Here is a 24,126-nt window from a genome sequence, read left to right as displayed (position 1 = left end):
TGCAGGCGTAGGGAGGCGATATGGATACAGATGTCATCATCCTGGGCGGCGGCCTGGTCGGCGCGACGCTCGCACTCGCGCTCGACACGCATGGCCTGACCAGCACCGTCATCGATCCCGCCGACCCGGCGGTGGTGCTCGCACCCGGCTTCGACGGCCGCGCCTCGGCGATCGCCAGCGCGAGCGGGCGGATGCTCGACGCGATCGGTATCGGGGCGACGCTCGCCGGGCAGGGCTGCGCGATCCGCCATATCCGGGTCAGCGACGGGCTCGCGCCGGGCAAGCTCGATTTCCGCCCCGCCGACGACGATGGCGCGCTCGGCACGATGTACGAGAACAAGGCGCTGCGGTCGGCGCTGTTCGCCGCGGCGAGCGGCGCGGCCGGCATCGACCTGCGCATGCAGACGCGCGCGGTCGACGTCGTCCGCGGTCCCGCCGGCGTCGCCGCGACGCTCGATTCGGGGGAGACGGTGCGCGCGGCGCTGCTGATCGCCGCGGAGGGCCGCAATTCGCCGACGCGCGAGGCGGCGGGCATCCCGGTCGCGCGCTGGCAGTATGACCATGCCGCGATCGTCGGCGCCTTCCACCATCAATATCCGCACGAGGACGTCGCCTACGAGATCTTCTATTCCGCCGGCCCCTTCGCCCTGCTGCCGCTGCCCGACGATGCGATCGGCCATCGCTCGGCGATCGTCTGGTCGGTGAAGGGCGAGGACGGGCCGGCGATGATGAAGCTCGGCGACCGCGCCTTCCTCGCCGAGGCGAGCAAGCGGATGGGCGGCTTCCTCGGCGAGCTGCACGACGCCAGCCCGCGCGCGAGCTATCCGCTCGGCTTCCACCATGCGGCGCGGATCACCGCGGACCGGCTGGTGCTGGTCGGCGACGCCGCGCACGGCATCCATCCCATCGCGGGGCAGGGGCTCAACCTCGGCCTGCGCGACGTCGCGACGCTGGCCGAGGTGCTGGTCGAGGGCAAGCGGCTCGGCCTCGACCTCGGCGATCCCGCGCTGCTCGAACGCTATCAGCGCTGGCGCGGGCTCGACACCTTCATGGTCGCCGCGGCGACCGATACGCTGACCCGGCTGTTCGGCATCCCCGGCAAGACCGCGAGCGCGGTGCGGCGCTTCGGGATCAGCGCGGTCGATCGCCTGCCGCCGCTCAAGGACCGGTTCATGGCCGAGGCGCGCGGCGAAAGCGGCACCTTGCCCAAGCTGTTGCAGGGGCTGCTGGTATGAGCGAGCCGGTGTCTGCGCCGAAGCGGTCGCCGCAGACCGGTGTCGCGCGCGGCATCGGCATCGGCCTGGGGCTGACGATCGCCGCGGCGATCCTCGGCAGCTATCGCAGCAGCGCCGCGGTGCTCGAGGCGCGGCTGACCACCCTGGGCATCGCGCTGCTGGTGCTGGGCCTGTGGATGGCGGCGGCGATCGGCGACGTGGCACGCCGCCGTTTCGCCTCGACGGCGGCGATCGGTGGCCGCGACGGTGTCGACGACCGGGTCGATGCGGCCAATGCGATCCTGCGCAACACCGCCGAACAGGCGCTGCTCGCCAGCATCGCTTATGCCGCGCTGACCCTGATCAGCGATCACGCGCGCGTGCCGGTGGCGCTGTTCGCCGCCTGTTTCACCGCCGGACGGCTGCTGTTCTGGAGCGGCTATCGCGACGGTGCCGAAGCGCGCGCGCTCGGCTTCGCACTGACCTTCTACCCCAGCATCGCCGCGCTGCTGATGGCGGCGCTGGCGACGCTGCGCTGAGGTCAGAGCTCGTCGGCGACGAGCCGCGGATTGGCGATGACCAGACCGGCGCCGAACACCAGCGCGTCCTCGACGAAGCCGCTCGCGGTCTGGCCGAAGCGGTCCATCGCGGCGCAACGCAACCGCCAGCCGATATAGGAGGAGGCGAGCGCGCTGGCGACGGCGATGCCGCCGCCGAGCAGCCGCTTGCCGCGCGGCGCCAGCGCGGCGCCGGCATAGGCGGCGGTGACGCTGCGCACCGCCAGCCCGACCGGGACGATACGGTCGGGCGCCGTCTTCATCTTGTCGCCCGCCATTTCCGCGGCGGCAAACGCGGCCGTCCCCGCGGCGACCAGCGGATGGCGCATCAGCGACTGGAGCGGCAGCGCGGCGGGCACCTCGTGCCGGCGCGTTGCGGTGGCGATCACCGCCAGCGGGGTGATGCCGCGCTGGCCGGCGACTAGGCCGATGAGGAACGAACGGATCATGGCAACACCTTCGGAAGAGTAGGCTGCTACAATCCGCGTGCCGCCATCCGTATCCGCGAGCCCGTCATCAGGCGAGCGTCAGCCCGACATCGACGTTGCCGCGCGTCGCGTTCGAATAGGGGCAGATCCGATGCGCCGCCTCGACCAGACGGTTCGCGTCCGGCTCAGCGATGCCGGGCAGCGCCACCGCGAGATCGGCGGTGATGCCGAAGCCGCCTTCGGCGCGCGGACCGATGCCGACCGTCGCGGTCACCGCAACATCGTCCGGCACGGCCAGCTTGAGCTCGCGCCCGGCGACCTTGAGCGCGCCGATGAAGCAGGCGGCGTAACCGGCGGCGAACAGCTGCTCGGGGTTGCTGCCCTCACCACCGGCACCGCCCAGCTCGCGCGGCGTCGACAGGCCGATGTCGATGCGACCATCGTCGGACCGGGCATGGCCGTCGCGGCCGCCCGTGGCGGTGGCGGTGGTGCTGTATTTGACGTCGACCGACATGGCGAACTCCTGTTTGTTATCGCGATAATGATTTAGGATCGTCGCGGCGGTCCGTCGATATCATTATCACGATAACTATCCTCGGAGCGGTCGATCAGTCAGTGCCTTGCCGCCGGGCGCCGGTGATCATCCGCTGCGCGATCGCGCGCACGCCCGCATCGTCCTTGCTCGCATCGTCGGCCGGGTCGCCGAGATGGTCGAGGCTCTGTTCCAGGAAGTCGAGCAGGCCGGGATGCCGGTCTTCGACATATTCGATCAGCTTGAACAGCAGATGTTCGCTGGCGATCTCGCGCTGGCGGGTCTGAATGGCGGTGTCGGTCATGAAGCCTCCTCGTGGAACAGCCGCAACGCATCACCGCCCGGTTGGTGACGGCGGGCGATCACGGAACATTCGTCGCCGCGCGCCGCTCTTCCCCGGCTGACACCGGGAGATAGCGAGATGGAAGACAGTCGCCTGTGGACGTTCGAAGAGAGCCTGTGGACCGAGGGTCCCGACAATTACCGCGAGAAGGTCGATGCCGAGGTGGTGATGGTGTTGCCGCGGCCGCCGTTCGTGCTGCGCGGCGACGCCGCGATCGACGCGGTCGCCGCGACGCCGGTCTGGGAGACGGCCGAGCTCAGCGAGCGGCAGGTGTCACGCCCGCAGGAAGGGCTGATCGTGATCGGCTATAAGGTCCACGCGCAGCGCGGGGACGAAGGCTATGAGGCGCATTGCACCTCGACGATCCGGCGGATCGAGCATGAGGTATGGCGCGTCGTCCAGCATCAGCAGACGCCGGCGCTCGCCAAGCCGTTGACGGACGGCTGAGTCCCTGTCGCCGCCACCGCCCGGCGCGCGCCGGGGGTGGTGGCGTCAGACGCGGTCGATCAGCGATCGCGCTCGGCGCGCTTGCGATCGGCCTTGCGCGCGCGGCTGACCGCGGCGGCATGCTCGCGGGCACGCTTTTCCGACGGCTTCTCATAGTGCCGGCGGAGCTTCATTTCACGGTACACGCCTTCCCGCTGCAGCTTCTTCTTGAGCGCGCGGAGGGCTTGGTCGACGTTATTGTCACGAACGATGATCTGCATGAAGGTCTTTGCTTTCGGTTGGCCACCAATGCGCCTAATTGAAGTTCTTGCGCGCCAGCGTCAATCGCGGATCGTGACAGAATCGACACTGTGGACCGGAAAAAGCGGCCTGTCCGTCGCTTTTCCCCTTCAATTGCCAGTCGAGCCAGGCGGTGACCACCTCCGCACCGACCCCGCCATGCGGTTGCATATAGGTGCCGCCATGACCGACCGGGATGTTGACCAGGGCGGCCGGCACCCGGGTGATTCGCGCGAAATCGTCGGTGCCGTTCGCCGCGGCGATATCGGTCGGGCCGCCGAGCACGTAGAGCACCGGCCCGTGCAGACCGGCGAGCATCGCCTTGTCGGAGGCGACTCCGTTGATCGGATTCGCGCCTGCGGGAAAGAAGCCGCTGTTCATGATGACGGCGGTCGTCACGCGCGGGTCCTGCGCGGTCGCCAGCGCCTGCAACCCGCCGCAGCTCCACCCCGATGCGGCGATCCGGTCGGTGGCGATCCGGCCGGCGAGCGGACTGCCGGCGCGATGATTCTCCGTCTGCGCCCAGTCGATCGCGTCGCGGAGCAACCCGGTCTTGGTCGCGACGGTCAGCGCGCCCGGCGTGGCCGGCGCGGCGGCGGGCTTGGCCGGGCCGGGGATCGTCCCTGACGCGATGACGAGATAGCCGTGCGATGCGATCTCGAGCAGGTGGTTGCGCGAACTCGTCGCATCGGCGCTGCACCCGCCATTGCCCCAGACGTAGATCGGCAGCCGTTCGCGCCCGAGTCGCGTCAGATCGGCGGGACGATAGACGACATGATCGGGCAGGCCCGGCAGCGCCTCGTAGATCGCCGGATAGCGGCCGCTGCCATGCTCCGCCTCGGGCGCGGCGGCCGCAGTGCCGGCGAAGGTGGCTGATGCGAAGGCGAGGGCGGCGGCGAGCGACAGGCGCATGGAGGCTCCGGCTGGACGATCGGGACGGGCAGGCTGCCGGATCAGGCGCGCCGCGGCTAGTCCGATCGCTTCAAAAACCCGCCTAACCTGAATTACTTTGCGCAGGCGGAACGATCCGGCCCGCGGCGGCTTTAGCGAATCCGGAACGTATCGTTTTGTTTCCGGGGGGCCTTATGGTGCGTTCGACCGACATGATGCCCGCGTGACGCCGGGGGCATCCCTCATCATCGCCGGCAGCCCCGCCAGTCGTCAGGCCATGCGGACGGATGCCGATGCGCATCGCACGGCCCCGACCCTCCCGACCGGGCCGCACAGCAGGAGCCGCCATGAGCGAGCGTGACGACCAGAAGAAGACCACGCACGATCAGGCGGACGACGATGCCGATGACGCGGCGACCTCCGCCGACAAGGGCGACGACCAGCAGGACGACGATTCGGACGACGACGATGCGGACTCCGACGACGACGATTCGGAAGACGACGACGACGATGCGAAGGAGAAGAAGCCGTCGCTGTTCAAGAAGCCGCTGTTCTGGATCATCCTGATCGCGGTGGTCGTCGTGCTGGTGATCGGCGGTACGCTCTATTACCTGCACGCGCGGCAATATGAATCGACCGACGATGCCTTCGTCGACGCGCATATCGTCAGGATCGCCCCGCAGGTCGCCGGCACGTTGGTCAGCGTCGCCAATATCGACAATCGCCACGTCGAGCCGGGCCGGCTGCTCGCGGTGATCGAACCGTCGGGACCGGAGGCTCAGGTCGCGGAGGCGCGCGCCAATGTCGTCCAGGCGCAGGCGGGCGTGCAGCAGGCGCTGGCGCAGGTATCCGCCGCGCTCGCCGCGCGCGATCAGGCGGCGGCGCAGGCGCGCGTCCCGCTCGCCAGTGCGATCAAGGCGGCGCAGGACCTCGACCGTTATCAGGCGCTGCTCAAGCTCGATCCGACCGCGGTCGCCGGTCAGCAGCTCGATCAGGCGCGCGCCACCGCGCGATCGACCGCCGCCGATGCCGCCGCCGCCCGCCGCCAGGTCGACGCCGCCGACGCGCAGGTCACCGTCGCCGCCCGTCAGGTCAAGGCGGCCGAGGCGGTCGTCACCGCCCGCCGCGCCGCGGTGGAACAGGCCAATGTCACGATCAACGACCTGCGCCTCACCGCGCCGGTCGCCGGGCAGGTGGTCAACCGGCAGGTCAACGTCGGCTCCTATGTCGGGCCGGGGACGCAGCTGATGGCGATCGTCCCCGACAGGATGTGGGTCACCGCGAATTTCAAGGAAACGCAGCTCCAGCTGATGCGCATCGGCCAGCCGGTCGACATCCACGTCGATGCCTATCCGACCGTCAAGTTCACCGGCCATGTCGATTCGATCCAGCGCGGCGCGGGGCAGGCGTTCGCGCTGCTGCCGCCGCAGAATGCGACGGGCAATTACGTCAAGGTGGTGCAGCGCGTGCCGGTGCGGATCGAATTCGACCGGCATGACGGCAGCCCCGATCCGCGCCGCTATCCGATCGGCCCCGGCATGTCGGTGGTGCCGACCGTCAAGGTCCGCTGAGCGATGGCGAGCGCTGCGGCGGGCTGGTCGCCGAGTCGATCCGCCGCGGGCAAGTACAGCCCGTGGCTGATCGTCGCGATCATCTCGATCCCGACCTTCATGGAGGTGCTCGACACGTCGATCGCCAATGTCGCGCTCGACCATATCGCCGGCGGCCTGTCGGTCTCCAACGATCAGGCGACCTGGGTGCTGACCAGCTATCTCGTCGCCAATGCGATCGTCATCCCGATCTCGGGCTGGCTGTCCGACGCGATCGGCCGCAAACGCTATTTCCTGCTGTCGATCGCGCTGTTCACCGCCTCTTCGCTGCTGTGCGGCCTGTCGCCCAATCTGACGACGCTGGTGCTGGCGCGCGTGTTGCAGGGGATCGGCGGCGGCGGCCTCGCCCCGGTCGAGCAATCGATCCTCGCCGATACCTTCCCGCCGGCGCAGCGCGGCATGGCCTTTGCCGCCTTCGCGATCGTCGTGGTCGTCGGGCCGGTCCTGGGGCCGACGCTCGGCGGCTATATCGTCGAATATGCCTCGTGGCATTGGGTGTTCCTGATCAACGTGCCGATCGGTATCGCCGCCTGGCTCGCGGTGCGGGCGCTCGTCGACGAGCCGGCACAGGTGAAGAAGGACCGCGACAAGAAGTTCAGGAACGGCCTGCGCATCGATTATATCGGCGTGCTGCTCGTCGCGCTCGGTCTCGGCTTCCTCGAACTCACCTTCGATCGCGGCGAGCGCGAGGACTGGTTCTCGAGTCCGCTGATCCTGACCAGCGCGATCATCTCCGCGACCGCGCTGATCGCGCTGGTGCTGTGGGAACTCAACCGCGACGATCCGGTGATCGACCTGCGGCTGCTCAAGAACCGCAATTTCGCGCTGACCATCGGCGTGATGGCGATCACCGGCATGATCCTGTTCGGCACGACGCAGCTCATCCCGCAGATGCTGCAACAGGTGCTCGGCTACAGCTCGCTCGACGCCGGCCTCGCGCTCACCGCCGGTGGCCTCGCGACCTTGGTCGCGGTGCCCTTCGCCGGGCGGCTGAGCGGCAAGGTCGACGTGCGCTTCCTGCTGTTCCCGGCGCTGCTCGTCCAGGCGGCGGCGCTGTACAACATGGCCAATCTCAATGCCGAGATCACCTTCTTCGACGCGGCGACCGCGCGCCTCTATCAGGCCATGGCCTTGCCGTTCCTGTTCGTGCCGATCAACGCCATCGCCTATGTCGGGCTGAAGCAGAGCCAGACCGCGCAGGCCTCCAGCCTGCTCAACGTCGCGCGCAACCTCGGCGGCACGCTCGGCATCTCGCTGTCGCAGACGTTGCTGTCGAACGGCCTGCAGAAACACCAGACCGAGCTGGTGCAGACGCTCAACCCGCTCGACGCCAATTACAACGACTGGATGCGCAAGGCCGCCGGCCAGTTCGCCGGGCAGGGCGATCCGTCGACCACGCCGCTTGCCGTGCTGTACAGTCAGGTGCAGCGGCAGGCGACGATGCTCGCCTTCCTCGACGTGTTCCGCACGCTGATGATCGTCGTGCTCGTCGTCGCGCCGCTGGTGCTGTTCATGCGCGCCAGCAAGACCGGCGGCAATCAAGGGGGAGCGCATTGATGCGGCGGTTTCTGGCACTTACCGCAGCGGCGCTGCTCGCCGCCTGCACCGTCGGGCCGGACTATCATCCCGCCGATGTCGTCGCGGTGCCGCCGCGCTTCGCCGGGCCGCAGCCGGCGGGCGCGGGGATCGACCCGGCGACCTGGTGGACGACGTTCGGCGATCCGCAGCTCACCGCGCTGATCCAGCGCGCGCTGCGCGACAATCCCGACATCGGCCTCGCCGCGGCGCGGGTGCGCGAGGCGCGGTTGCAGGAGATCGTCGCACGCTCGGCCTATAGTCCGCAGGTCAACGCCAGCGCCAACGCGACGCATGTCGAATTCAGCAAGAACGCCGGCTTTTCCTCGCTCGCGCGGCTGTTCGGCGGCGGCAGCGGTGGCGGGAGCAGCAGCAGTGGCGGAGGCAGCGGATCGAGCAGCGGCATCGCGCTCCCCGGCAGCGGCATCACCACCTACGCCGCCGGCTTCGACGCGTCGTGGGAGCTCGACGTGTTCGGCGGGGTGCGCCGCGGCGTCGAGGCGGCGACCGCGCGGACCGAGGCGGCGGAATGGAACCGCCGCGACGCCGCGGTGATGATCGCCTCCGAAGTCGCACAAGCCTATCTCGCGCTGCGCACCGACCAGGCGCAGGTCGCGGTGATCGAGGCCGAACTCGCCCGCCAGCGCGGCGCGCTGACCGTCGCTGGTCATGTCGCCGCGGTCGGATTGGTGCCGCCGGTCGACGTCACCCGCCAGCGCGGATCGATCACCGGCACCGAGGCGCGGCTGGCGCCGATCCGCGCCGATATCGACGTTCGTCGCCACGCGCTGGCGATCCTGCTCGCACAGCCGCCCGCCGCGCTCGATGCCGAATTCGTCGGCCCCGGCGTCACGCTGCCGCCTGCTCCGGCGATCCCGCCGGGCCTGCCCTCCGATCTGCTCCGCCGCCGTCCCGACGTGCGTGCCGCCGAGCGCAACCTCGCCGCCGCCAATGCCGAGATCGGCGTCGCCACCGCCGATCTCTATCCGCATTTCAGCCTGACCGGCATGGCGCAGCTGATCTCGACCGCCTTGTCGAACCTGATCAGCCGCGACAGCCTGCAACTGACCGGTACTGGCGGGGTCCAATTGCCGCTGCTCGACGGCGGGCGGCGGCGCGCGACCGTCAAGCTGCGCGAGGCGCAGCGCGACGAGGCGCTGCTGCAATATCGCGCCATCGTCCTGCAGGCGTTGCGCGATGTCGAGGATCCGCTGTCGCAGATCGCCGCCGAGCGCCTTCGCCATGCCGCACTCGCCCGCGCCGTCGCCGATGCGGAGGCGAGCGCGCATGCGATCGCCGCGCAATATCAGACCGGCTTCGTCGCGCAGGACGCGCTGCTCAACGCGCAGGCGCAGGTGCTGTCGGCGCGCGAGCAGCTGACGCTGAGCGATGCGCAGCTCCGCCAGCAGACGGTGGCGCTGTTCAAGGCGCTCGGCGGCGGGTGGAGCGACACGCCGGCATCGTGACGCGCCGGGGGATGAGGCGCGCCGCGCTTCGCCACCGTCGCGAACGGCGGGCGTCGTGATTCACCGATATTCATAGATGTATCAGGACGACGGGTCGTTATCGTGATCGCGAGGGCAGGGCCCGGGATCGTCGAGAGCGCCGCCGTGCCCGTCCGCGCCGACCGCAACATCGACCATGTCGCGAACGACGGGAAGATGACGGTGTCGCGCTGTTCGTGAGCGGCTAGCGGGGCAGCGGGCGCGGGCCGACGCCGCCGGCGGTCATCACCACCGGCGCGATGCTGCCGTCGCGGCGGAAATGGAGGCGGTCGATCGCGATCTCGCGGTGATTGCCGTCCCGTTCGCCGAGTGGGCGGCGGTGATAGACGATGTACCAATCGTCGCTGCCCGGAATCCGCACCAGCGAATGATGCCCGGCGCCGCGCGCGATCCGCGCATCCTGCTGCAGGATGACGCCGCGCGGCGTGAACGGTCCGAGCGGCCCGGGCGCGGTGGCATAGGCGACGCGATAATCCGGCCCGGTCCAGTCGTTCTCGGACCACATCAGATAATAGACGCCGTCGCGCTTCGCCATGAACGGCCCTTCGACGTAATCGGGCGAGGGGGTGATCGATTTGAACCGGCTGCCGTCGGCGAACGGCCGAATTGCGGTGCAATCATCCGACAGGCGCGCGACGTTGCAATGCTTCCAGCCGCCATAATAAAGGTAGAGGCTGCCGTCGTCGTCGCGGAACATCATCTGGTCGATCGGTTGCGCGCCCTGTTCGATCGTGCCGATCAGCGGCCGCCCGATCGCATCGCGGAACGGGCCCTCCGGCCGCGTCGCGACCGCGACGCCGATCCCGCCGACCTGCGCATCGCTCTTGAGGTCGTTGGCGCCGAAGAAGAGATAATAGCGTCCGCGATGGTTGATCGCCGATGGGGCCCACATCGCATAGGCCGCCCAACCGACCTGCGCGACATCGAGCACGCGCGGATGCCGCGTCCAGTGGACGAGGTCGGGTGAGGAGAAGGCGTCGAGGAATGTCTGGCGCAGGAACGGCGCCCAGATGTGCGGCGCGCGGCGCTGCTCGCGCTGCCAGGCGCTCAGCCGGCTGGGTGGCGCAGGCGTGTGACGGTCGGCGGAATAGGTCGGGTAGATCCAGTAGCGATTGGCGAAGATACGGATCTCGGGATCGGCATACCAGCCGTCGATCAGTGGCCGGGCCTGCGCCTCGGCCCGCCCCTGTGCCGCGTTCGGGAGGACGAGCGCGGCGCCCGCGCCGGCGATCAGGGCGCGGCGGTTCAGCTGGCGTATGCCGCTGGCTTCAATGGCGTTTTCCATCTTGGCGGTTTGCAGATGGAAAGACGCGACCGCAACGCCTCAGCGCGAAGTCCCGCCGCCAAACCCGCTTCTAGCGGCGGCTACACGCCGTGATCTGTCACGGAAAAAATGGTGCTGCCGGTGAGGATTGAACTCACGACCTCAGCCTTACCAAGGATGCGCTCTACCACTGAGCTACGGCAGCACTCGACCCGTTCGGGCGAGGTGCGCCTAGAGACGTTCCGGAACACATTGTCAAGCGCTTGTCGTCGCGGCTAGGCAGAAGCGATGGCGGATCACGACGAACGGGCGCAGCGGCTCGCCGCGCAATTGCGTGCCAACCTCCACCGGCGCAAGGCGCAGGCGCGCGCCGCCGCCGCGGACGATCCGCCGCGCGAGCCGCCCGCGGCGCCTGCCAGACCCGATTAACCCGCGGCGATCGGCGCGCATTTCGCGGCGAGCCAGTCGCGCGTCGCGGGGTCGAGCGCGGGGCCGATCCGTGCCAGCACGTCGCGATGATAGGCGTCGAGCCAGTCGCGCTCGGCCGGGGTGAGCAGCGTCGCGTCGATCAGCCCGCGCTCGATCGGTGCGAAGGTCAGCGTCTCGAAGCCGAGCATCGCGCGATCGGGATCGCCGCCCGCCACCGCCACCGGCACGGTGAGCAGCAGATTCTCGATGCGGATGCCGTAGGCGCCCGGCTTGTAATAACCCGGCTCGTTCGACAGCATCATGCCGGCGCGCAGCGGCTCGAGCGATGCGCCGCCGGGATAATTGGGTGCGGCGATCCGCTGCGGCCCCTCGTGCACCGACAGGAAGCTGCCGACGCCGTGGCCGGTGCCATGGCCGAAATCGAGCCCCGCCTCCCACAGCGGCCGCCGTGCGAAGCCGTCGATCTGCGCGCCGCAGGTGCCGTCCGGGAAGATCGCGGTGGCGATGGCGATATGGCCCTTGAGCACGCGAGTGAAGCGGTCGCGCATCTCGTCGGTCGGCGCGCCGACCGGGATGACGCGGGTCACGTCGGTGGTGCCGTCGCGATACTGGCCGCCCGAATCGATCAGGAACAGCTCGCCCGCGCGGATCGGCGCGTTCGATTCGGGCGTGACGTGGTAATGCGGGCTCGCGCCATGCGCGCCGGTCGCCGAGATGGTGTCGAACGAGGAGTCGAGCAGGCAGCCGGTCTCCTCGCGGAAGGCGAGCAATTTGGCGGCGGCGGAGAGTTCGGTCTCGCCACCCGCGGCACAGGCGTCCTCAGCCCAGCGCAGGAAGCGGGTCAGCGCCGCGCCGTCGCGGATCGAGGCGGCGCGATGGCCGGCGATCTCGACCGGGTTCTTGCGCGCCTTGGCGAGGACGACCGGGTCGCGCAGCGCCAGCACGGTCGCGCCGCCCTGGTCGAGCGCGGCGAAGATCGCCGCCACCGCCCGGTCCGGGTCGGCGGCGACGCGGCGACCCTGGAAGCCGCCGAGCGCTGCGGCGAAGGCGGCGCGGTCGTGGACGCGCACCGCATTGCCGAGGTGCTGGCGCACCGCATCGTCGAGCTTGTCCGGGGCGACGAACAGGTCGGTGGTGCCGTCGCGCGCGACGATCGCATAGGAGAGCGCGACCGGCGTATGCGCGACGTCGCCGCCGCGGACGTTGAGCGCCCAGGCGATCGAATCGAGCGCGGTCAGCACCACCGCATCGGCGCGCTGGCTCGCCAGCCAGTCGGCGATGCCGGCGCGCTTGGCGGCGGAGGATTCACCCGCATAGGCATCGGCATGGACGGTGACCGGCGCAGGCGAGGGGGCGGGGCGGTCGTGCCAGACGCGGTCGATCGGATTGGCGTCGACCGCGACCAGCGTCGCACCGCGATCGGCGAGCGCCGCCGCCGTCTCGGTGACGAAGCCGCGCGTGTGCAGCCAGGGATCGTAGCCGATACGCTGGCCCTCGCGCACCGCCCCGGCGAGCCAGCCGGCGATGCTCGTCTCGGGCACGCCGACATACTCCCATTGCGCGCCGTCGACCTGCTCGCGGACCTGCAGCGTATAGCGGCCGTCGGTGAAGATCGCCGCGCGATCGGCGAGCACCACCGCGCTGCCCGCCGAGCCGCCGAAGCCGGTCAGCCAGCCGAGCCGCTGCGCATAGCCGCCGACATATTCGCTCATATGCTCGTCGGTCAGCGGCACGATGAAGCCGTCGAGGCGCTGGCGGGCGAGTTCGTCGCGCAGCGCGGCGAGGCGGGCGGAGGTGTCGGTCATCGGATATTCCGTCGCTGGGGGATCGTCGCGGGTCAGGCGGTGCGTTCGGGCACCGCGGCGGCATCGGCGGCGATCGCCTGCGCCGGGGCCACCGCCTCCCATGGGAAGACGAACCAGTCCTTGGTCTGCTCCCGGTCGATCGTGCGCGCGGCATAATCGACCCGCTCGGCGGAGCGGACATTGTCGATCAGCGTCGCGAAGCGCACCCGTTCCGGCACCGCTCCCGCCGCAGCAAGTGTGGCGCGGATCTGCGCGATCGTGCCGCCGGTATCGTTGATGTCGTCGACGAACAGCAGCCGCGCGCCGTCGCGCGTCCGTTCGGCAAGGCGGGCGAGCGGGGCGGCGGCGAACGCCTCGACCTGGCTCGAATAATCGACCGACAGCGTCGGCAGCCCGAGCGCGTGGCTGAGATAGACCGCGGGGACGAGTCCGCCGCGGCCGATGCCGATCAGATGATCGGGCGCCCAGCCGCCGTCGCGGATCGCCGTGGCGAGAATGTGCACCGCGGCGACGAACGCGTCGTTCGGGATCGACGTATAGACCGGCATCAGCGCCCCGCCTCGGGCGAGGGCCGGCCGCACGGATGATAAGCGAACGGGATCATCCGCCTATCATCGTGCGATCGGCCCCGCGGGGCAAGGCGCGCCGACTCAGATCGCGGCGAGCGCCTGATCGAAATCGGCGATCAGATCGTCGGCATCCTCGACGCCGATCGAGATGCGGACCAGATTGTCGGTGATCCCCAGCGCCGCCTTGCGCGCCTCGGGCACCGACAGATGCGTCATCGCCGCCGGATGGCTGGCCAGCGTCTCCGTCCCGCCGAGCGACACGGCGAGCTTGGCGATGCGCAGCGCGTCGAGGAAGCGGAACGCCTCCGCCTCGCCGCCCTTGACGAGCAGCGAGAAGGTCGAGCCCGCGCCGGTGCAATGGCGGCGATAGATGTCCGCCTGCCGCTCCATCCCCGGCGTGTCGGGCAGGAAGCCGAGATAGCCGACGCGCTCGACCTTGGGGTGATCCCGCAGGAAGGCGCAGACCTTGACCGCATTCTCGCCGGCGCGGCTCATCCGCAATTCCAGCGTCTCGAGGCTGCGCAGCAGCATCCACGCGGTATGCGGGTCGCAGATCGTGCCGATCGTGTTGCGCATCGCGCGGATCGTGTTGATGTGCGCCTTGCTGCCGAGCACCCCGCCGGCGACGAGGTCGCTGTGGCCGCCGGCATATTTGGTCAGGCTGTAGACGACGATGTCGGCGCCGTGGCGCAGCGGCTGCTGCCAGAGCGGGCCGAGGAAGGTGTTGTCGATCGCGATCGGCGGCTTCTCGTCGGCATCGGCGAAGATCGCGTCGCGGCTTGCCGCCACCGCCTCGATATCGACCAGCGCGTTGGTCGGATTGGCGGGGCTTTCGAGATAGATCAGCGCGACGTTGCCGGTCCTCGCCTCGGTCAGCACCGCGTCGATCTCCTCACGGCTCGCGCCGGCGGGGAAGTCGAGCCACTTGACCCCGAACTTGCCGAGGATGCGGCCGATCAGCGTCTCGGTCGCCGCGTAGAGCGGACCCGAATGGACGATCGTGTCGCCCGGCTTGGTCATCGCCAGGAACAGCGTCGCGATCGCCGACATGCCGCTGGAGAAGGCGAGCGCATCCTCCGCCTCTTCCCAGATGCCGAGCCGGTCCTCGAGGATCTCCTGATTGGGGCCGTTGAAGCGCGAATAGACGAGGCCGTCGGCGCCGCCCGGCCGCTTGCCGGTGACGCCCTCGAAATGGCGCTTGCCCGCCGCCGCATTGGGGAAGACGAAGGTCGAGGTGAGGAAGATCGGCGGCTTGAGCGCGCCTTCCGACAGCGCCGGGTCGAAGCCGTGGCCCATCATCATCGTCGCGGGCTTGAGCTTGCGATCGCCGATCTTTTCGACGCCGATATCGCTGGCGGCCGGGCTCTGGGTGCCGCCGGCGCCGGTCAGTTCTGCTTCGTCGGGCATGGTCTTCTCCTTGATGGCGAAGAGCATAGCCGCGGATCGTAACGGATGACACCAGTTTACGGTTGATGATGGCGAGGGGCTGGCGGTGCCGTCCCTGCTCCTGGCAGCCTTACCCCACCCCGATGACGCTGAGCTGACGCCCGTAATCCGCCTCGCCGCGATGCGTCGCGCGGCGGAAGCTGTAGAAGCGGTCGGCGTCGGCATAGGTGTCGAGCCCCATTGCCTCGATCCGCGACACCCCCGCCGTGGCGAGCCGGTGCGCGACATAGGCTTCGAGGTCGAACTGGTAACGGCCAGCGCGCCCGTCGGTGAAGAAGCGCTCGTTGGCAGCATCGGCCGCGGTGAAGGTGGCGAGGAAGCCCGCGTCAACCTCGTAGGAGGCGCGGGCGATGCACGGGCCGATCGCGGCGACGATCTGCTCGCGCCGCGCGCCGAGCCGCTCCATCGCGGCGAGCGTCGCATCGGTGACGCCGCCGATCGCGCCCTTCCAGCCGGCATGCGCGGCGGCGACGACGCCGGCGGTGCGATCGGCGAACAGCACCGGCGCGCAATCGGCGGTGAGGATGCCGAGCAGCAGCCCCGGTCGATCGGTGACCAGCGCATCGGCGCGCGGCCGCGCCTCGTCGGCATAGGGCGCGTCGACGATCACCGCCTCGGCGGAATGGATCTGGTAGAGCCCGACCAGCGCCGCACCCGGCAGCACCGCGGCGCCGGCGCGGCGGCGGTTCTCGGCGATCGCGGCGGGATCATCGGCCGAGCCGAGGCCGCAGTTGAGCCCGGCGACGAGGCCGGCCGACACGCCGCCGCGCCGGCCGAGGAATCCGTGCGGCACGTCGCCGAGACGCGCGGCACGGATCACCTCGATATCCGGCCCGTCGGTCCCGTCGGTCATCTCGCTCACAACGCCAGCCGCATCAGATCGTCCTCGTCGCGATGATGGCCGACCATGAAGTCGTACCGCCCGATCCGTTCGAAGCCATAGCGTTCGTAGAAGCGACGCGCGCGCGCATTGTCGACATAGACCGACAGGAACAGCTCGCCCGCGCCGCGTGCCCGCGCGGTGACGATCACCCAGTCCATCATCCGCGCGGCAAGGCCGCTGCCCTGCGCCGCCGCGCGCAGGTACAATTGGCGCAGCTCGATCATCGCGCCGGCCGGCTCGACCGGAAGCGACTGCGGCCCCAGCTTGGCGAAGCCGAGCGCCGCGCCGTCGCGTTCGGCGAGCAGGAAGGCGAAGGCGGGATCGGCCAGCTCGCTGCGCCAGCGTTCGATCGTCAGCCCGTCGAGGAAGCTGGCGAGATCGGCGGGGGCGTAGAGCGGACCGAAGGTCGCGGTGAAGCAATCCGCCATCAGCGTCGCGATCGTCTCCGCATCGGCGACATCGGGGGTGCGCAGCATCACCGTCATGCGCCGAACGCCGCCGGGGTCGGCCAGTCGCGGTGCGTCACCGCCAGCGCCTTGAACAGGGTTCCCATCTCGCCCATCAGCCGCGCCCGGTCGGCGACGATCGCCTGTCCCCGTTCCGGCGCATGGCGGGCAAGCGCGGTGGCGCGGCCGTCGATGCCGAGCTGACCAAGCAGGTCGCGCTGCGTCACCGGCCCCCAGGCGACCGCACCCGCCGCCTGCGCCGCCGCGGCGAGCGTGGTGAAATCGACGTGCGCCGACAGATCGACCTCGCCGGGCGTCTCGAACGGATTGGCGAAGCCGTGGCCGCGCACCGCCTGCAACGTCTCGCCGAGCAGCGGGCCTTCTTGGCCATAGTCGATCGCGAGCAGCGCGCCGCCCTGCGCGGTGAGGCGGGTCGCAAGCGCCTGCATCACCGTGACGCTCGCCGGCGAGATCTCCAGCATCGATCCGGCCGGCGCGTCGCGCAGCGGCTCGGGCAGCACGGCGATCGGCACCGGCTTGCCCGCGATCGGCAGGAACAGCGTGTCCTGGCAGGCGACGAGCCGTTCGTGCCAGCCCTCGCCGCGGCGGACGAGCTGGCGGATCGGCAGCGCGTCGAAGAATTCGTTGGCGACGACGATCAGCGCGCGGTCGTCGGGCACGGTGTCGACGCCGTCATGCCAGTGCGCGGCGGGGACGCGCTCGGCCTGCGCGGCGCGGAGCAGCGGGCTCGTCTCGACGAAATGCACGTCGGGGGTCAGCCCCGCCTTGGCCATCGCGCGCAATGCGTCGGCAGCGAGCGTGCCGCGGCCCGGCCCAAGCTCGACCCAGGCGACCTCGGGGCGTCCGGCGCGATCCCACAGATCGGCGCACCACAGGCCGATCAGCTCGCCGAACATCTGGCTGATCTCGGGCGCGGTGATGAAATCGCCGCTCGTGCCGAACGGATCGCGGGTGGCGTAATAATGCGCATTCGCCGCCGCCATGAACTGCGACACCGGGATCGGCCCGCCCAGCGTGATGGCGCGCGCGAGACGATCGGGGAGGGAGGCTTCGGTCACGCGCCGGGGGATGCCGCCATGGGTCGCAGCGCGCAAGGGGCGTATGCTGCGCCCCGAGCCCTTGGCCGATCATTCGACCTCATTTCATCATCCCGGCGCAGGCCGCGATGATGAAAGGGACGGCGGGATGACGAGCGAAACCCTTCCTAGGCCACGCTCTCCGTCCCCGCGATCGGCTCCACCCGCGTGCGTCGGCCGGGCGCGGTCAGCACCAGGTAGAGGCCGCCGGCGATCATCGGCAGGCACAGCCACTGGCCCATATGGATGCCGGTCGCCTCGACCCACGATCCGCGGAACTGCGCGTCGGGTTCGCGAAAGAATTCGACGATGAAGCGCGCGATGCCATAGCCGAGCACGAACAGCCCGACGAGCTTGCCCGGCTGATAGCGCGCCTTGGTCCGCCAGAAGGCGAACCACAGGATCGCGAACAGCACGATTCCCTCCAGCCCCGCCTCGTAGAGCTGGCTGGGGTGGCGCGCCGGCTCGGGCACGTCGAACGGCACGGTGCGCTCGAACACGATCGCCCAGGGCACGTCGGCGGGCTTGCCCCACAATTCGCCGTTCACGAAATTGGCGAGCCGACCGAAGAACAGCCCGAACGGCACGACGCAGGCGATGTAATCGTGCACCCGCAGCCAGTCGAGCTTGTGCTTGCGCGCGAACAGGATGATCCCGATCGACGTGCCGATCACGCCGCCGTGGAAGCTCATGCCGCCGTCCCACAGCCGCAGGATGCGGATCGGGTGGAGGATCATCTCGGGCGCGTAGAACAGTACATAGCCGATCCGCCCGCCGAGGATGATGCCGAGCGTCGCATAGAAGACGAGATCGTCGGCATGCCGCCGCGCCATCGGCGCACCCGGCTGGGCGAGCAGCTTCAGCAGATACCACCAGCCGACCAGGATGCCGGCGATATAGGCGAGGCTGTACCAGCGCAGCGTGAAGAAGCCGATCGAGAAGACGTCCGGGTGCAGCCCCAGATCGGCGAAACGGATATGGCCGCCCGCGGCCGGCAGGGCAGCGGGAACGGCGGCGGCGAGCGACGGCAGGATCAAGGCTTTCCCCCAGGGTTTGCCGACTGCATAGTGGCGCAAAGGCACAAGACCAAGCGGAGAGAGATATGAGGACGCTGCTCGACGAGCGTATGGACGCGACCATCGCCGCGCTGACCGGGCCGGGGGCGATGCTGCCGCTGACCACCGTCGAGCGGGGCGGCCGCAGCTATCCGATGATCGCCGCCGCGCCGCCCGCTCTGCCGGCCTATTATGCGCATTATTGTCAGGACCATGCCGACAAGACCTTCCTCGTGTCCGGGCCCGAGCGGCTGACCTTCGCCGAGGTCTATGCGCTCGCCGCGGCGGCGGCACGGGCGCTGGTCGCAGGCCATCGCATCGCACGTGGCGACCGTGTCGGCATCGCGATGCGCAACTCGCCGAGCTGGATCGCGCTCTACATGGCGATCACCATGGCGGGCGGCGTCGCGACCTTGCTCAACGGTTGGTGGCAGGCGGAGGAGCTGGTCGCGGCGATCGACGAGGTCGGCTGCGCGCTCGTCTTCGCCGATGCGCCGCGCGCCCGCCGGCTCGATGGCGCGGAGGTGCCGGTGGTGGTGCTCGACGACACGCTGCCGCTCGCCGAGGCGCTCGCGCCGCTGCTCGATCGCGCCGCCGATGTCGCCTTGCCGGCGCTGGCGGGCGAGGATCATGCGACCATCCTGTTCACCTCGGGCTCGACCGACCGGTCGAAGGGCGCGCTGTGCGATCATCGCGCGGTGGTGCAGGGCGTGTTCAACTATCTTGCCCAGGCGCTGACGATGCTGTCGATCGCCGCGCAGGACGGCAATGCGCCGACCGAACAGCCCTCGACGCTGCTGACGCTGCCGCTGTTCCACGTCACCGCCGAGGTGCCGGTGCTGCTGCAGAGCTTCGCGATGGGCCGCAAGCTGGTGCTGATGCCGAAGTGGGACGCGGGCGAGGCGATGCGGCTGATCGCGGCGGAGCGGATCAGCTATTTCGTCGGCGTGCCGCTGATGAGCTTCGAGATGCTCACCCATCCCGATCGCCACCGCTACGATCTGTCGACCGTCACCGACTTCGCCGCGGGCGGCGCGCCGCGCCCGGTCGAACATGTCCGCCGCATCGCCGAGGAGATGGGGGCGGGGGGCGGCGGCGCGCCGCTGATCGGCTATGGCCTGACCGAGACCAATGCGGTCGGCACGGGCAATTGGCGCGGCAATTATCTCGCCAAGCCGAACAGCGCTGGCCGCGCCTCGCCGCCGCTGGTCGATCTCGCCATCCTCGACGATGCGGGCGCGCCGGTGCCGCAGGGCGCACGCGGCGAGGTGGCGATCCGCTCGATCTGCAACTTCCTCGGCTATTGGAACCAGCCCGAGGCGACCGCCGCCTGCATGACCGCGGACGGCTATTTCCGCACCGGCGACATCGGCTATCTCGATGCCGAGGGCTATCTGTTCATCGTCGACCGCAAGAAGGACATCATCATCCGCGGCGGCGAGAATATCTCCTGCCAGGAGGTCGAGGCGGCGCTCTACGCGCATCCCGGCGTCGCCGAGGCGGCGGTGTTCGGCCTGCCCGATGCGCGCTTCGACGAGGTGCCGGGTGCGGTCGTCCACCCGCGCGACGGCGAGACGCTCGACGCGGGCGCGCTGCAGGCCTTCCTCGCCGAGCATATCGCCGCGTTCAAGGTGCCGGTGCGCATCTGGATCGCCGATGCGCCCCTGCCGCGGCTGGGCACGGAGAAGATCGACAAGGTCGCCCTGCGCGCCACCTATCGGGCGCTGGCGGCGGCCTAGCCGCGCACGCGGCTCAGTCGGTCAGGCCGTGGATCAGGAGCAGCGCGACGAACGACAGCAGCGCCGCCCAGGCGAAGACCAGCAGCGCCGCGGTCCGCCAGGCGGCGGAGACGCGGCGCAGCGAATAGGCGCCGCGCAGCTGGCGGAACATGTGCAGCGGCGGCAGCGCGAACACCGCGAGCACGATCCACCCGCTCGCCACCCCGGCGACGCCGAGCAGCATCAGCGCGATCACCATCAGCATCATGAAGGCGAGGCTGTAGGTGACGAAGATGGCATGGTCGTACAGTCCGAACCGCCGCCGCCACAGGAACAGCAACGCGACGAACGGCGTCGAGATCGGGATCAGCAGCCAGCTATATTTGTAGGCGCTCGATTGCAGCTTGTAGAGCGCGAGGCCGGGGTTCTTGTCCGCCTTGGCGAGGCCGTGGTCGAGCTTGGCCCAGCCGGTGCGGACCTCGTCGAGGCCGAACCGCCCCTCGCCGTCCGCCGGCGCCTGCGCACGGCGCAGCGCCGTGACCGTCGTGCGCAGCGCGGTGATCTGCGAATCGATCTCCGCCGTCGGCCGGCCCGCGGCGACCAGGCGATCGCGTTCGGCCTGCGCCTTGGTCAGACCGCGCTCCGCCTTGTCGGCACTGCGGGCGATGCCGATCGTCGTCCCGTCCGCGCGATCCGCGGTGACCAGCCCGGCGATGTCGCCGCCGAGCGCGCTGATCGTCGCGAACATCAGGAAGACGGTGAACAGGAAAAGCGCGAGCGGCGAGACGAAGCGCGCGCGCTCGCCCGCGACGTAGCGGCGGGTCAGCTCGCCCGGCCGCCACACCAGCATCGGCAGCGTCCGCCAGATCTTGCCTTCGAAATGGAAGACGCCGTGCGCGATCTCATGCCCGATCGCGCCGACGGTGCGATGGACGTGGCCGCTCTGCCCGCAGGCATGGCAATGCGCGCCGATCAGCCGCGTGCCGCAATTGAGGCAGAGGCCGCCGCCGTGCGACGCCTGCGCCTCGCCGGCATGCGGCTCGACCGCGCGCGCGGTGAGCGCACCGGTGATCAGATCCGTGGCTGCTGCGATATCCCCCGACATGGCTTCGACCTAGCAAGAGTGCGATCGTGGCGCGAGAGGGCAGTTGATGGTAACGAACGCCATGGCTGACGCAGACAATCCGACCGAATTGATCGCCGACATGGGCCGCCGCGCGCGAATCGCCGCCGCGGCGCTCGCCCGCCTGCCGACCCTGCGCAAGGCCGCCGGGCTCCAAGCCGCTGCCGCCGCGCTGCGCGAGGCGGCGCCGGCGATCCTCGCCGCCAATGCCCGCGACATGGCGGCGGGCGCGGCGCGTGGCCTGTCGGGCGCGTTGCTCGACCGGCTGCGGCTCGATGCGGCGCGCGTCGCGGCGACGGCGGATGGCGTGGCGGCGGTGGCGGCGCTCGCCGATCCGGTCGGCATGACGATCGATCGCAGCGGGCGCCCCAACGGATTGCAGCTCAGTCGCGTCCGCGTGCCGATCGGCGTGATCGGCATCATCTACGAATCGCGCCCCAACGTTACCGCCGATGCCGCGGCTTTGTGCGTGATGGCGGGCAATGCCGCGATCCTGCGCGGCGGGTCCGAAGCGGCGCACAGCAATCGCGCGATCGCGGCGGCGCTCGCCGCCGGCTTCGCCGCCGCCGGCCTGCCGGGCGATGCGGTGCAACTGGTGCCGACCACCGATCGCGCCGCGGTCGGCGCGATGCTTGCCGCCGAGGGGGCGATCGACCTCGTCGTGCCCCGCGGCGGCAAGAGCCTCGTCGCGCGCGTCCAGGCCGAGGCGCGCGTGCCGGTGCTCGCGCATCTCGACGGCATCAACCACGTCTATGTCGACGCCTCCGCCGATCCGGCGATGGCGCGGGCGATCGTCGTCAACGCCAAGATGCGCCGCACCGGCATCTGCGGCGCGATGGAGACGCTGCTGATCGACCGCGCCTTCGCCGCGCCGGTCGATCTGGTCGAGGCGTTGCAGGAGGCGGGGTGCGAGGTGCGCGGCGATCCGCTCGAGGCCTCGATCGGCGAGATCGTCATACCGGCGGACGCGGCGGACTGGGACACCGAATATCTCGACGCGATCGCCTCGGTTGCCTTGGTCGACGGCGTCGAGGGCGCGATGGCGCATATCGCCCGCCACGGCTCGCACCATACCGACGCGATCGTCGCCGAGGATGCCGCGGTCGCCGAACGCTTCCTTGCCGAGGTCGACAGCGCGATCGTGCTGTGGAACGCCTCGACGCAATTCGCCGACGGCGGGGAATTCGGCCTGGGCGCTGAGATCGGCATCGCCACCGGCCGCCTCCACGCCCGCGGGCCGGTCGCGCTCGAAGGGCTGACGACCTACAAATGGGTCGGGCGGGGGAGCGGGCAGGTGCGGTCCTGACGACATGTGGTGTCGGTTGAAGCCGAGTATCGGCGGGCGTAGGATAGGGATATGACTGCCGCCGGCTCCATTACCGCTCCGCTCGACACAGCAACGCTGGCGCTGGTGGAGGATCTCGCTCGCGCCCGCGGCATCAGCGGTCCGCAATTCGCCGCCGATGCGATCCGCCGGGCTACCCAGGATGCCGTCGATTGGCGCGCCTTCGTGCAGGAAGGGATCGATTGCGTCGAACGCGGCGAGGTCCATACGCAGGAAGAAGTGGAAGCCTGGTTCGAGGCTCGTGTGGCGGCTCGCCAGCGACAGTGAGGCGCGCGATCTGGGCGCGCCGGGCGCTGGATGATCTCGCCGGCATCGACGACTTTTACGCGCAGGACGATCCCGCCCATGCCGATCATGTCGGCCGCGCTGCGGTGCGGGCCGCCCGTTTCCTTGCCGAGCATCCATACGCCGGGCCCCGGATGGAAGACGACAAGCGCAAGTGGCGTGTCCCCGGAACCTATTATCTCTTGCTCTACCGCGTCGCGCCGGCAGGTGTGGAGATTCTCCGCGTCCATCACGGGCGCGAAAACTGGATGATCTCTTGACCCCCACCGGCATCCTCGGCGGCTCGTTCAATCCGGCGCATCGCGGGCATCGGGCGATCACGTTGGCGGCGATTCGCGCGCTCGACCTCGACGAATGCTGGTGGCTGGTGTCGCCGGGCAACCCGTTGAAGGACGGGGTGAGCGACATGGCGCCGCTGGCGATCCGCCTCGCCTCGGCGCAGGCGCAGGCGCGCCGCGCGCCGATCCGCGCCACCGATATCGAGGCGCGGATGCACACCCGCTATACCCGCGATACGCTGCGCAAGTTGCAGCGGCGCTATCCCAGGCGCGAGTTCATCTGGCTGATGGGCGCGGATAACCTGGCGCAATTCCATCGCTGGCGCGGCTGGCGCGAGATCGCGCGTACGATGCCGATTGCGGTGATCGCGCGTCCGGGGTATGAACATCAGGCCCGGGCGAGCGTCGCCATGGGTTGGCTGCGGCGCTTCCAACGGCCCGCAAGCCACGCGAAGCTTTGGACGACGTGGAGATTGCCGGCACTCGTGCTGTTGCGCTTCCGCCCCGACCCGACTTCCGCCACCGCGGCCCGAGCGGCCGATCCCGACTGGCACCGGCGCCATCCGGCCCAGCAACCCAGGAGTCCCCTTGGCGACTAACCCCCATGCCGTGCGTCCCGCCGATCCCGCCGAAGTCGAGGCGCTGCATCGGCTGATCATGGCGTCGCTCGAAGACGACCAGGCCGAGGAAGTGATCACCATCCCGCTCGCCGGCAAATCGACGATCGCCGATCACATGATCATCGCCAGCGGCCGCTCGACGCGCCAGGTCGCCTCGATGGCGAACAAGCTCGCCGAGAAGATCAAGGCCGAGTGCAAGCGCACCGTGCGGATCGAAGGCCTGCAGACCGCCGACTGGGTGCTGATCGACGCCAATGACGTGATCGTCCACCTGTTCCGGCCGGAGGTGCGCACCTTCTACAATCTGGAGCGGATGTGGCAGTTCGGCGATACCGTCTCGTCGTCGCTCAAGCCGCTGCCCGCCGCCGCGCCAGAGGCCTGA

27 protein-coding genes and 1 tRNA gene are annotated in these 24,126 nt (G+C 69.9%); 13 read left to right on the top strand and 15 right to left on the bottom strand.

Features of this window, described 5'->3' with window-relative positions; translation table 11 throughout:
* The first annotated feature begins 20 nt into the window (after window positions 1-20).
* Together BW41_RS16935 and BW41_RS16930 are read left to right on the top strand one after the other, a co-directional pair.
* Window positions 21-1,235: a UbiH/UbiF/VisC/COQ6 family ubiquinone biosynthesis hydroxylase gene (locus BW41_RS16935; RefSeq protein ID WP_037535902.1), complete on the top strand. Its 1,215-nt coding sequence runs from the start codon at window positions 21-23 to the stop codon at window positions 1,233-1,235.
* An 8-nt stretch (window positions 1,236-1,243) separates the two neighbouring features.
* Window positions 1,244-1,753 (top strand): MAPEG family protein, encoded by a 510-nt coding sequence (locus BW41_RS16930; RefSeq protein ID WP_235199816.1) that lies wholly within the window; start codon window positions 1,244-1,246, stop codon window positions 1,751-1,753.
* 2 nt (window positions 1,754-1,755) lie between these two features.
* Here the strand turns inward: BW41_RS16930 and BW41_RS16925 are convergent, their stop codons facing one another.
* The 3 genes from BW41_RS16925 to BW41_RS16915 form a co-directional block, all read right to left on the bottom strand.
* On the bottom strand, window positions 1,756-2,220 hold the full coding sequence (locus BW41_RS16925; protein ID WP_037535898.1) for a membrane protein: 465 nt from the start codon (window positions 2,218-2,220) through the stop codon (window positions 1,756-1,758).
* Window positions 2,221-2,287: 67 nt separating this feature from the next.
* Window positions 2,288-2,713: an organic hydroperoxide resistance protein gene (locus tag BW41_RS16920; protein ID WP_037535897.1), complete on the bottom strand. Its 426-nt coding sequence runs from the start codon at window positions 2,711-2,713 to the stop codon at window positions 2,288-2,290.
* Between the two features lie 94 nt (window positions 2,714-2,807).
* Window positions 2,808-3,035 carry a hypothetical protein gene (locus tag BW41_RS16915; RefSeq protein WP_037535895.1) on the bottom strand — a complete coding sequence of 76 codons (228 nt, stop codon included), beginning with the start codon at window positions 3,033-3,035 and terminating at the stop codon, window positions 2,808-2,810.
* A gap of 117 nt (window positions 3,036-3,152) precedes the next feature.
* Between BW41_RS16915 and BW41_RS16910 the strand changes: the two genes are divergently transcribed.
* A complete protein-coding gene (locus BW41_RS16910) occupies window positions 3,153-3,521 on the top strand; it encodes a hypothetical protein (RefSeq protein ID WP_037535893.1) in 369 nt (122 codons plus the stop codon).
* A gap of 59 nt (window positions 3,522-3,580) precedes the next feature.
* On the opposite strand, the gene rpsU is transcribed toward BW41_RS16910, so the two are convergent.
* Both rpsU and BW41_RS16900 read right to left on the bottom strand, forming a co-directional pair.
* A complete protein-coding gene (rpsU, locus tag BW41_RS16905; RefSeq protein WP_037535892.1) occupies window positions 3,581-3,781 on the bottom strand; it encodes a 30S ribosomal protein S21 in 201 nt (66 codons plus the stop codon).
* Between the two features lie 34 nt (window positions 3,782-3,815).
* Window positions 3,816-4,712 carry a hypothetical protein gene (locus tag BW41_RS16900; RefSeq protein ID WP_037535890.1) on the bottom strand — a complete coding sequence of 299 codons (897 nt, stop codon included), beginning with the start codon at window positions 4,710-4,712 and terminating at the stop codon, window positions 3,816-3,818.
* 326 nt (window positions 4,713-5,038) lie between these two features.
* Here BW41_RS16900 and BW41_RS16895 point away from each other — a divergent pair, with 326 nt between their 5' ends.
* From BW41_RS16895 to BW41_RS16885, 3 genes are read left to right on the top strand one after another with little or no spacing between them, the layout of a single operon-like run.
* Window positions 5,039-6,262 carry an HlyD family secretion protein gene (locus tag BW41_RS16895; protein ID WP_037535888.1) on the top strand — a complete coding sequence of 408 codons (1,224 nt, stop codon included), beginning with the start codon at window positions 5,039-5,041 and terminating at the stop codon, window positions 6,260-6,262.
* Between the two features lie 3 nt (window positions 6,263-6,265).
* On the top strand, window positions 6,266-7,858 hold the full coding sequence (locus BW41_RS16890; protein WP_037535887.1) for a DHA2 family efflux MFS transporter permease subunit: 1,593 nt from the start codon (window positions 6,266-6,268) through the stop codon (window positions 7,856-7,858).
* Entirely contained in the window at window positions 7,858-9,342 is a 1,485-nt protein-coding gene (locus tag BW41_RS16885; protein WP_037535885.1) for an efflux transporter outer membrane subunit, read from the top strand. Before BW41_RS16890 ends, BW41_RS16885 begins: the two co-directional genes overlap by 1 nt.
* A gap of 223 nt (window positions 9,343-9,565) precedes the next feature.
* Here BW41_RS16885 and BW41_RS16880 read toward each other — a convergent pair whose 3' ends face one another.
* Together BW41_RS16880 and BW41_RS16875 are read right to left on the bottom strand one after the other, a co-directional pair.
* Entirely contained in the window at window positions 9,566-10,666 is a 1,101-nt protein-coding gene (locus BW41_RS16880) for a glycoside hydrolase family 43 protein (RefSeq protein WP_081793171.1), read from the bottom strand.
* 109 nt (window positions 10,667-10,775) lie between these two features.
* Window positions 10,776-10,850, bottom strand: a tRNA-Thr gene (locus BW41_RS16875).
* An 83-nt stretch (window positions 10,851-10,933) separates the two neighbouring features.
* Here BW41_RS16875 and BW41_RS21660 point away from each other — a divergent pair.
* On the top strand, window positions 10,934-11,074 hold the full coding sequence (locus BW41_RS21660; protein WP_200870457.1) for a hypothetical protein: 141 nt from the start codon (window positions 10,934-10,936) through the stop codon (window positions 11,072-11,074).
* Here BW41_RS21660 and BW41_RS16870 read toward each other — a convergent pair.
* From BW41_RS16870 to lgt, 7 genes are all read right to left on the bottom strand, one after another.
* A complete protein-coding gene (locus BW41_RS16870) occupies window positions 11,071-12,879 on the bottom strand; it encodes an aminopeptidase P family protein (protein ID WP_037535883.1) in 1,809 nt (602 codons plus the stop codon). The two genes, BW41_RS21660 and BW41_RS16870, sit on opposite strands and share 4 nt — an antisense overlap.
* 32 nt (window positions 12,880-12,911) lie before the next feature.
* A complete protein-coding gene (locus BW41_RS16865) occupies window positions 12,912-13,427 on the bottom strand; it encodes a phosphoribosyltransferase (protein ID WP_037535881.1) in 516 nt (171 codons plus the stop codon).
* Window positions 13,428-13,529: 102 nt separating this feature from the next.
* The gene (locus BW41_RS16860; RefSeq protein WP_051583656.1) at window positions 13,530-14,855 is read right to left on the bottom strand and encodes a cystathionine gamma-synthase family protein; all 1,326 of its coding nucleotides are present in this window, start codon (window positions 14,853-14,855) and stop codon (window positions 13,530-13,532) included.
* A 109-nt stretch (window positions 14,856-14,964) separates the two neighbouring features.
* Window positions 14,965-15,747 carry a peptidoglycan editing factor PgeF gene (gene pgeF, locus BW41_RS16855; RefSeq protein ID WP_037536153.1) on the bottom strand — a complete coding sequence of 261 codons (783 nt, stop codon included), beginning with the start codon at window positions 15,745-15,747 and terminating at the stop codon, window positions 14,965-14,967.
* Window positions 15,748-15,752: 5 nt separating this feature from the next.
* Window positions 15,753-16,262: a GNAT family N-acetyltransferase gene (locus tag BW41_RS16850; protein ID WP_081793170.1), complete on the bottom strand. Its 510-nt coding sequence runs from the start codon at window positions 16,260-16,262 to the stop codon at window positions 15,753-15,755.
* A complete protein-coding gene (locus BW41_RS16845) occupies window positions 16,259-17,338 on the bottom strand; it encodes a class I SAM-dependent methyltransferase (protein WP_443027652.1) in 1,080 nt (359 codons plus the stop codon). The genes BW41_RS16850 and BW41_RS16845 overlap by 4 nt, the downstream gene beginning before the upstream one ends.
* Before the next feature lie 110 nt (window positions 17,339-17,448).
* A complete protein-coding gene (gene lgt / locus BW41_RS16840; protein ID WP_037535878.1) occupies window positions 17,449-18,357 on the bottom strand; it encodes a prolipoprotein diacylglyceryl transferase in 909 nt (302 codons plus the stop codon).
* Window positions 18,358-18,422: 65 nt separating this feature from the next.
* Here lgt and BW41_RS16835 point away from each other — a divergent pair, with 65 nt between their 5' ends.
* Complete coding sequence (locus BW41_RS16835; protein WP_037535876.1) at window positions 18,423-20,114, top strand: class I adenylate-forming enzyme family protein; 1,692 nt, start codon at window positions 18,423-18,425, stop codon at window positions 20,112-20,114.
* Window positions 20,115-20,127: 13 nt separating this feature from the next.
* On the opposite strand, the gene BW41_RS16830 is transcribed toward BW41_RS16835, so the two are convergent.
* Entirely contained in the window at window positions 20,128-21,198 is a 1,071-nt protein-coding gene (locus BW41_RS16830) for a DUF3667 domain-containing protein (RefSeq protein ID WP_037535873.1), read from the bottom strand.
* Window positions 21,199-21,259: 61 nt separating this feature from the next.
* Here BW41_RS16830 and BW41_RS16825 point away from each other — a divergent pair, with 61 nt between their 5' ends.
* Genes BW41_RS16825 through rsfS form a run of 5 tightly spaced genes read left to right on the top strand, consistent with a single transcriptional unit; the run spans window position 21,260 to window position 24,126 of the window.
* Window positions 21,260-22,522, top strand: a complete 1,263-nt coding sequence (locus tag BW41_RS16825; protein ID WP_037535872.1) for a glutamate-5-semialdehyde dehydrogenase — start codon at window positions 21,260-21,262, stop codon at window positions 22,520-22,522.
* Between the two features lie 51 nt (window positions 22,523-22,573).
* Window positions 22,574-22,828: a hypothetical protein gene (locus BW41_RS16820; RefSeq protein WP_037535870.1), complete on the top strand. Its 255-nt coding sequence runs from the start codon at window positions 22,574-22,576 to the stop codon at window positions 22,826-22,828.
* Complete coding sequence (locus BW41_RS16815; protein ID WP_037535868.1) at window positions 22,825-23,106, top strand: type II toxin-antitoxin system RelE/ParE family toxin; 282 nt, start codon at window positions 22,825-22,827, stop codon at window positions 23,104-23,106. The genes BW41_RS16820 and BW41_RS16815 overlap by 4 nt, the downstream gene beginning before the upstream one ends.
* Window positions 23,103-23,723, top strand: coding sequence for a nicotinate-nucleotide adenylyltransferase (locus BW41_RS16810; RefSeq protein WP_051583640.1), 621 nt, complete (start codon window positions 23,103-23,105; stop codon window positions 23,721-23,723). The genes BW41_RS16815 and BW41_RS16810 overlap by 4 nt, the downstream gene beginning before the upstream one ends.
* Before the next feature lie 58 nt (window positions 23,724-23,781).
* Window positions 23,782-24,126 carry a ribosome silencing factor gene (rsfS, locus tag BW41_RS16805; RefSeq protein ID WP_051583654.1) on the top strand — a complete coding sequence of 115 codons (345 nt, stop codon included), beginning with the start codon at window positions 23,782-23,784 and terminating at the stop codon, window positions 24,124-24,126.

It is taken from the genome of Sphingomonas sp. RIT328 (assembly GCF_000632225.1).
GTDB classification, from domain to species: Bacteria; Pseudomonadota; Alphaproteobacteria; order Sphingomonadales; family Sphingomonadaceae; genus Sphingomonas; species Sphingomonas kyungheensis.
The sequence above is the reverse complement of the archived record's forward strand: the minus strand, read 5'-3'. Positions and strand labels throughout refer to the sequence as shown.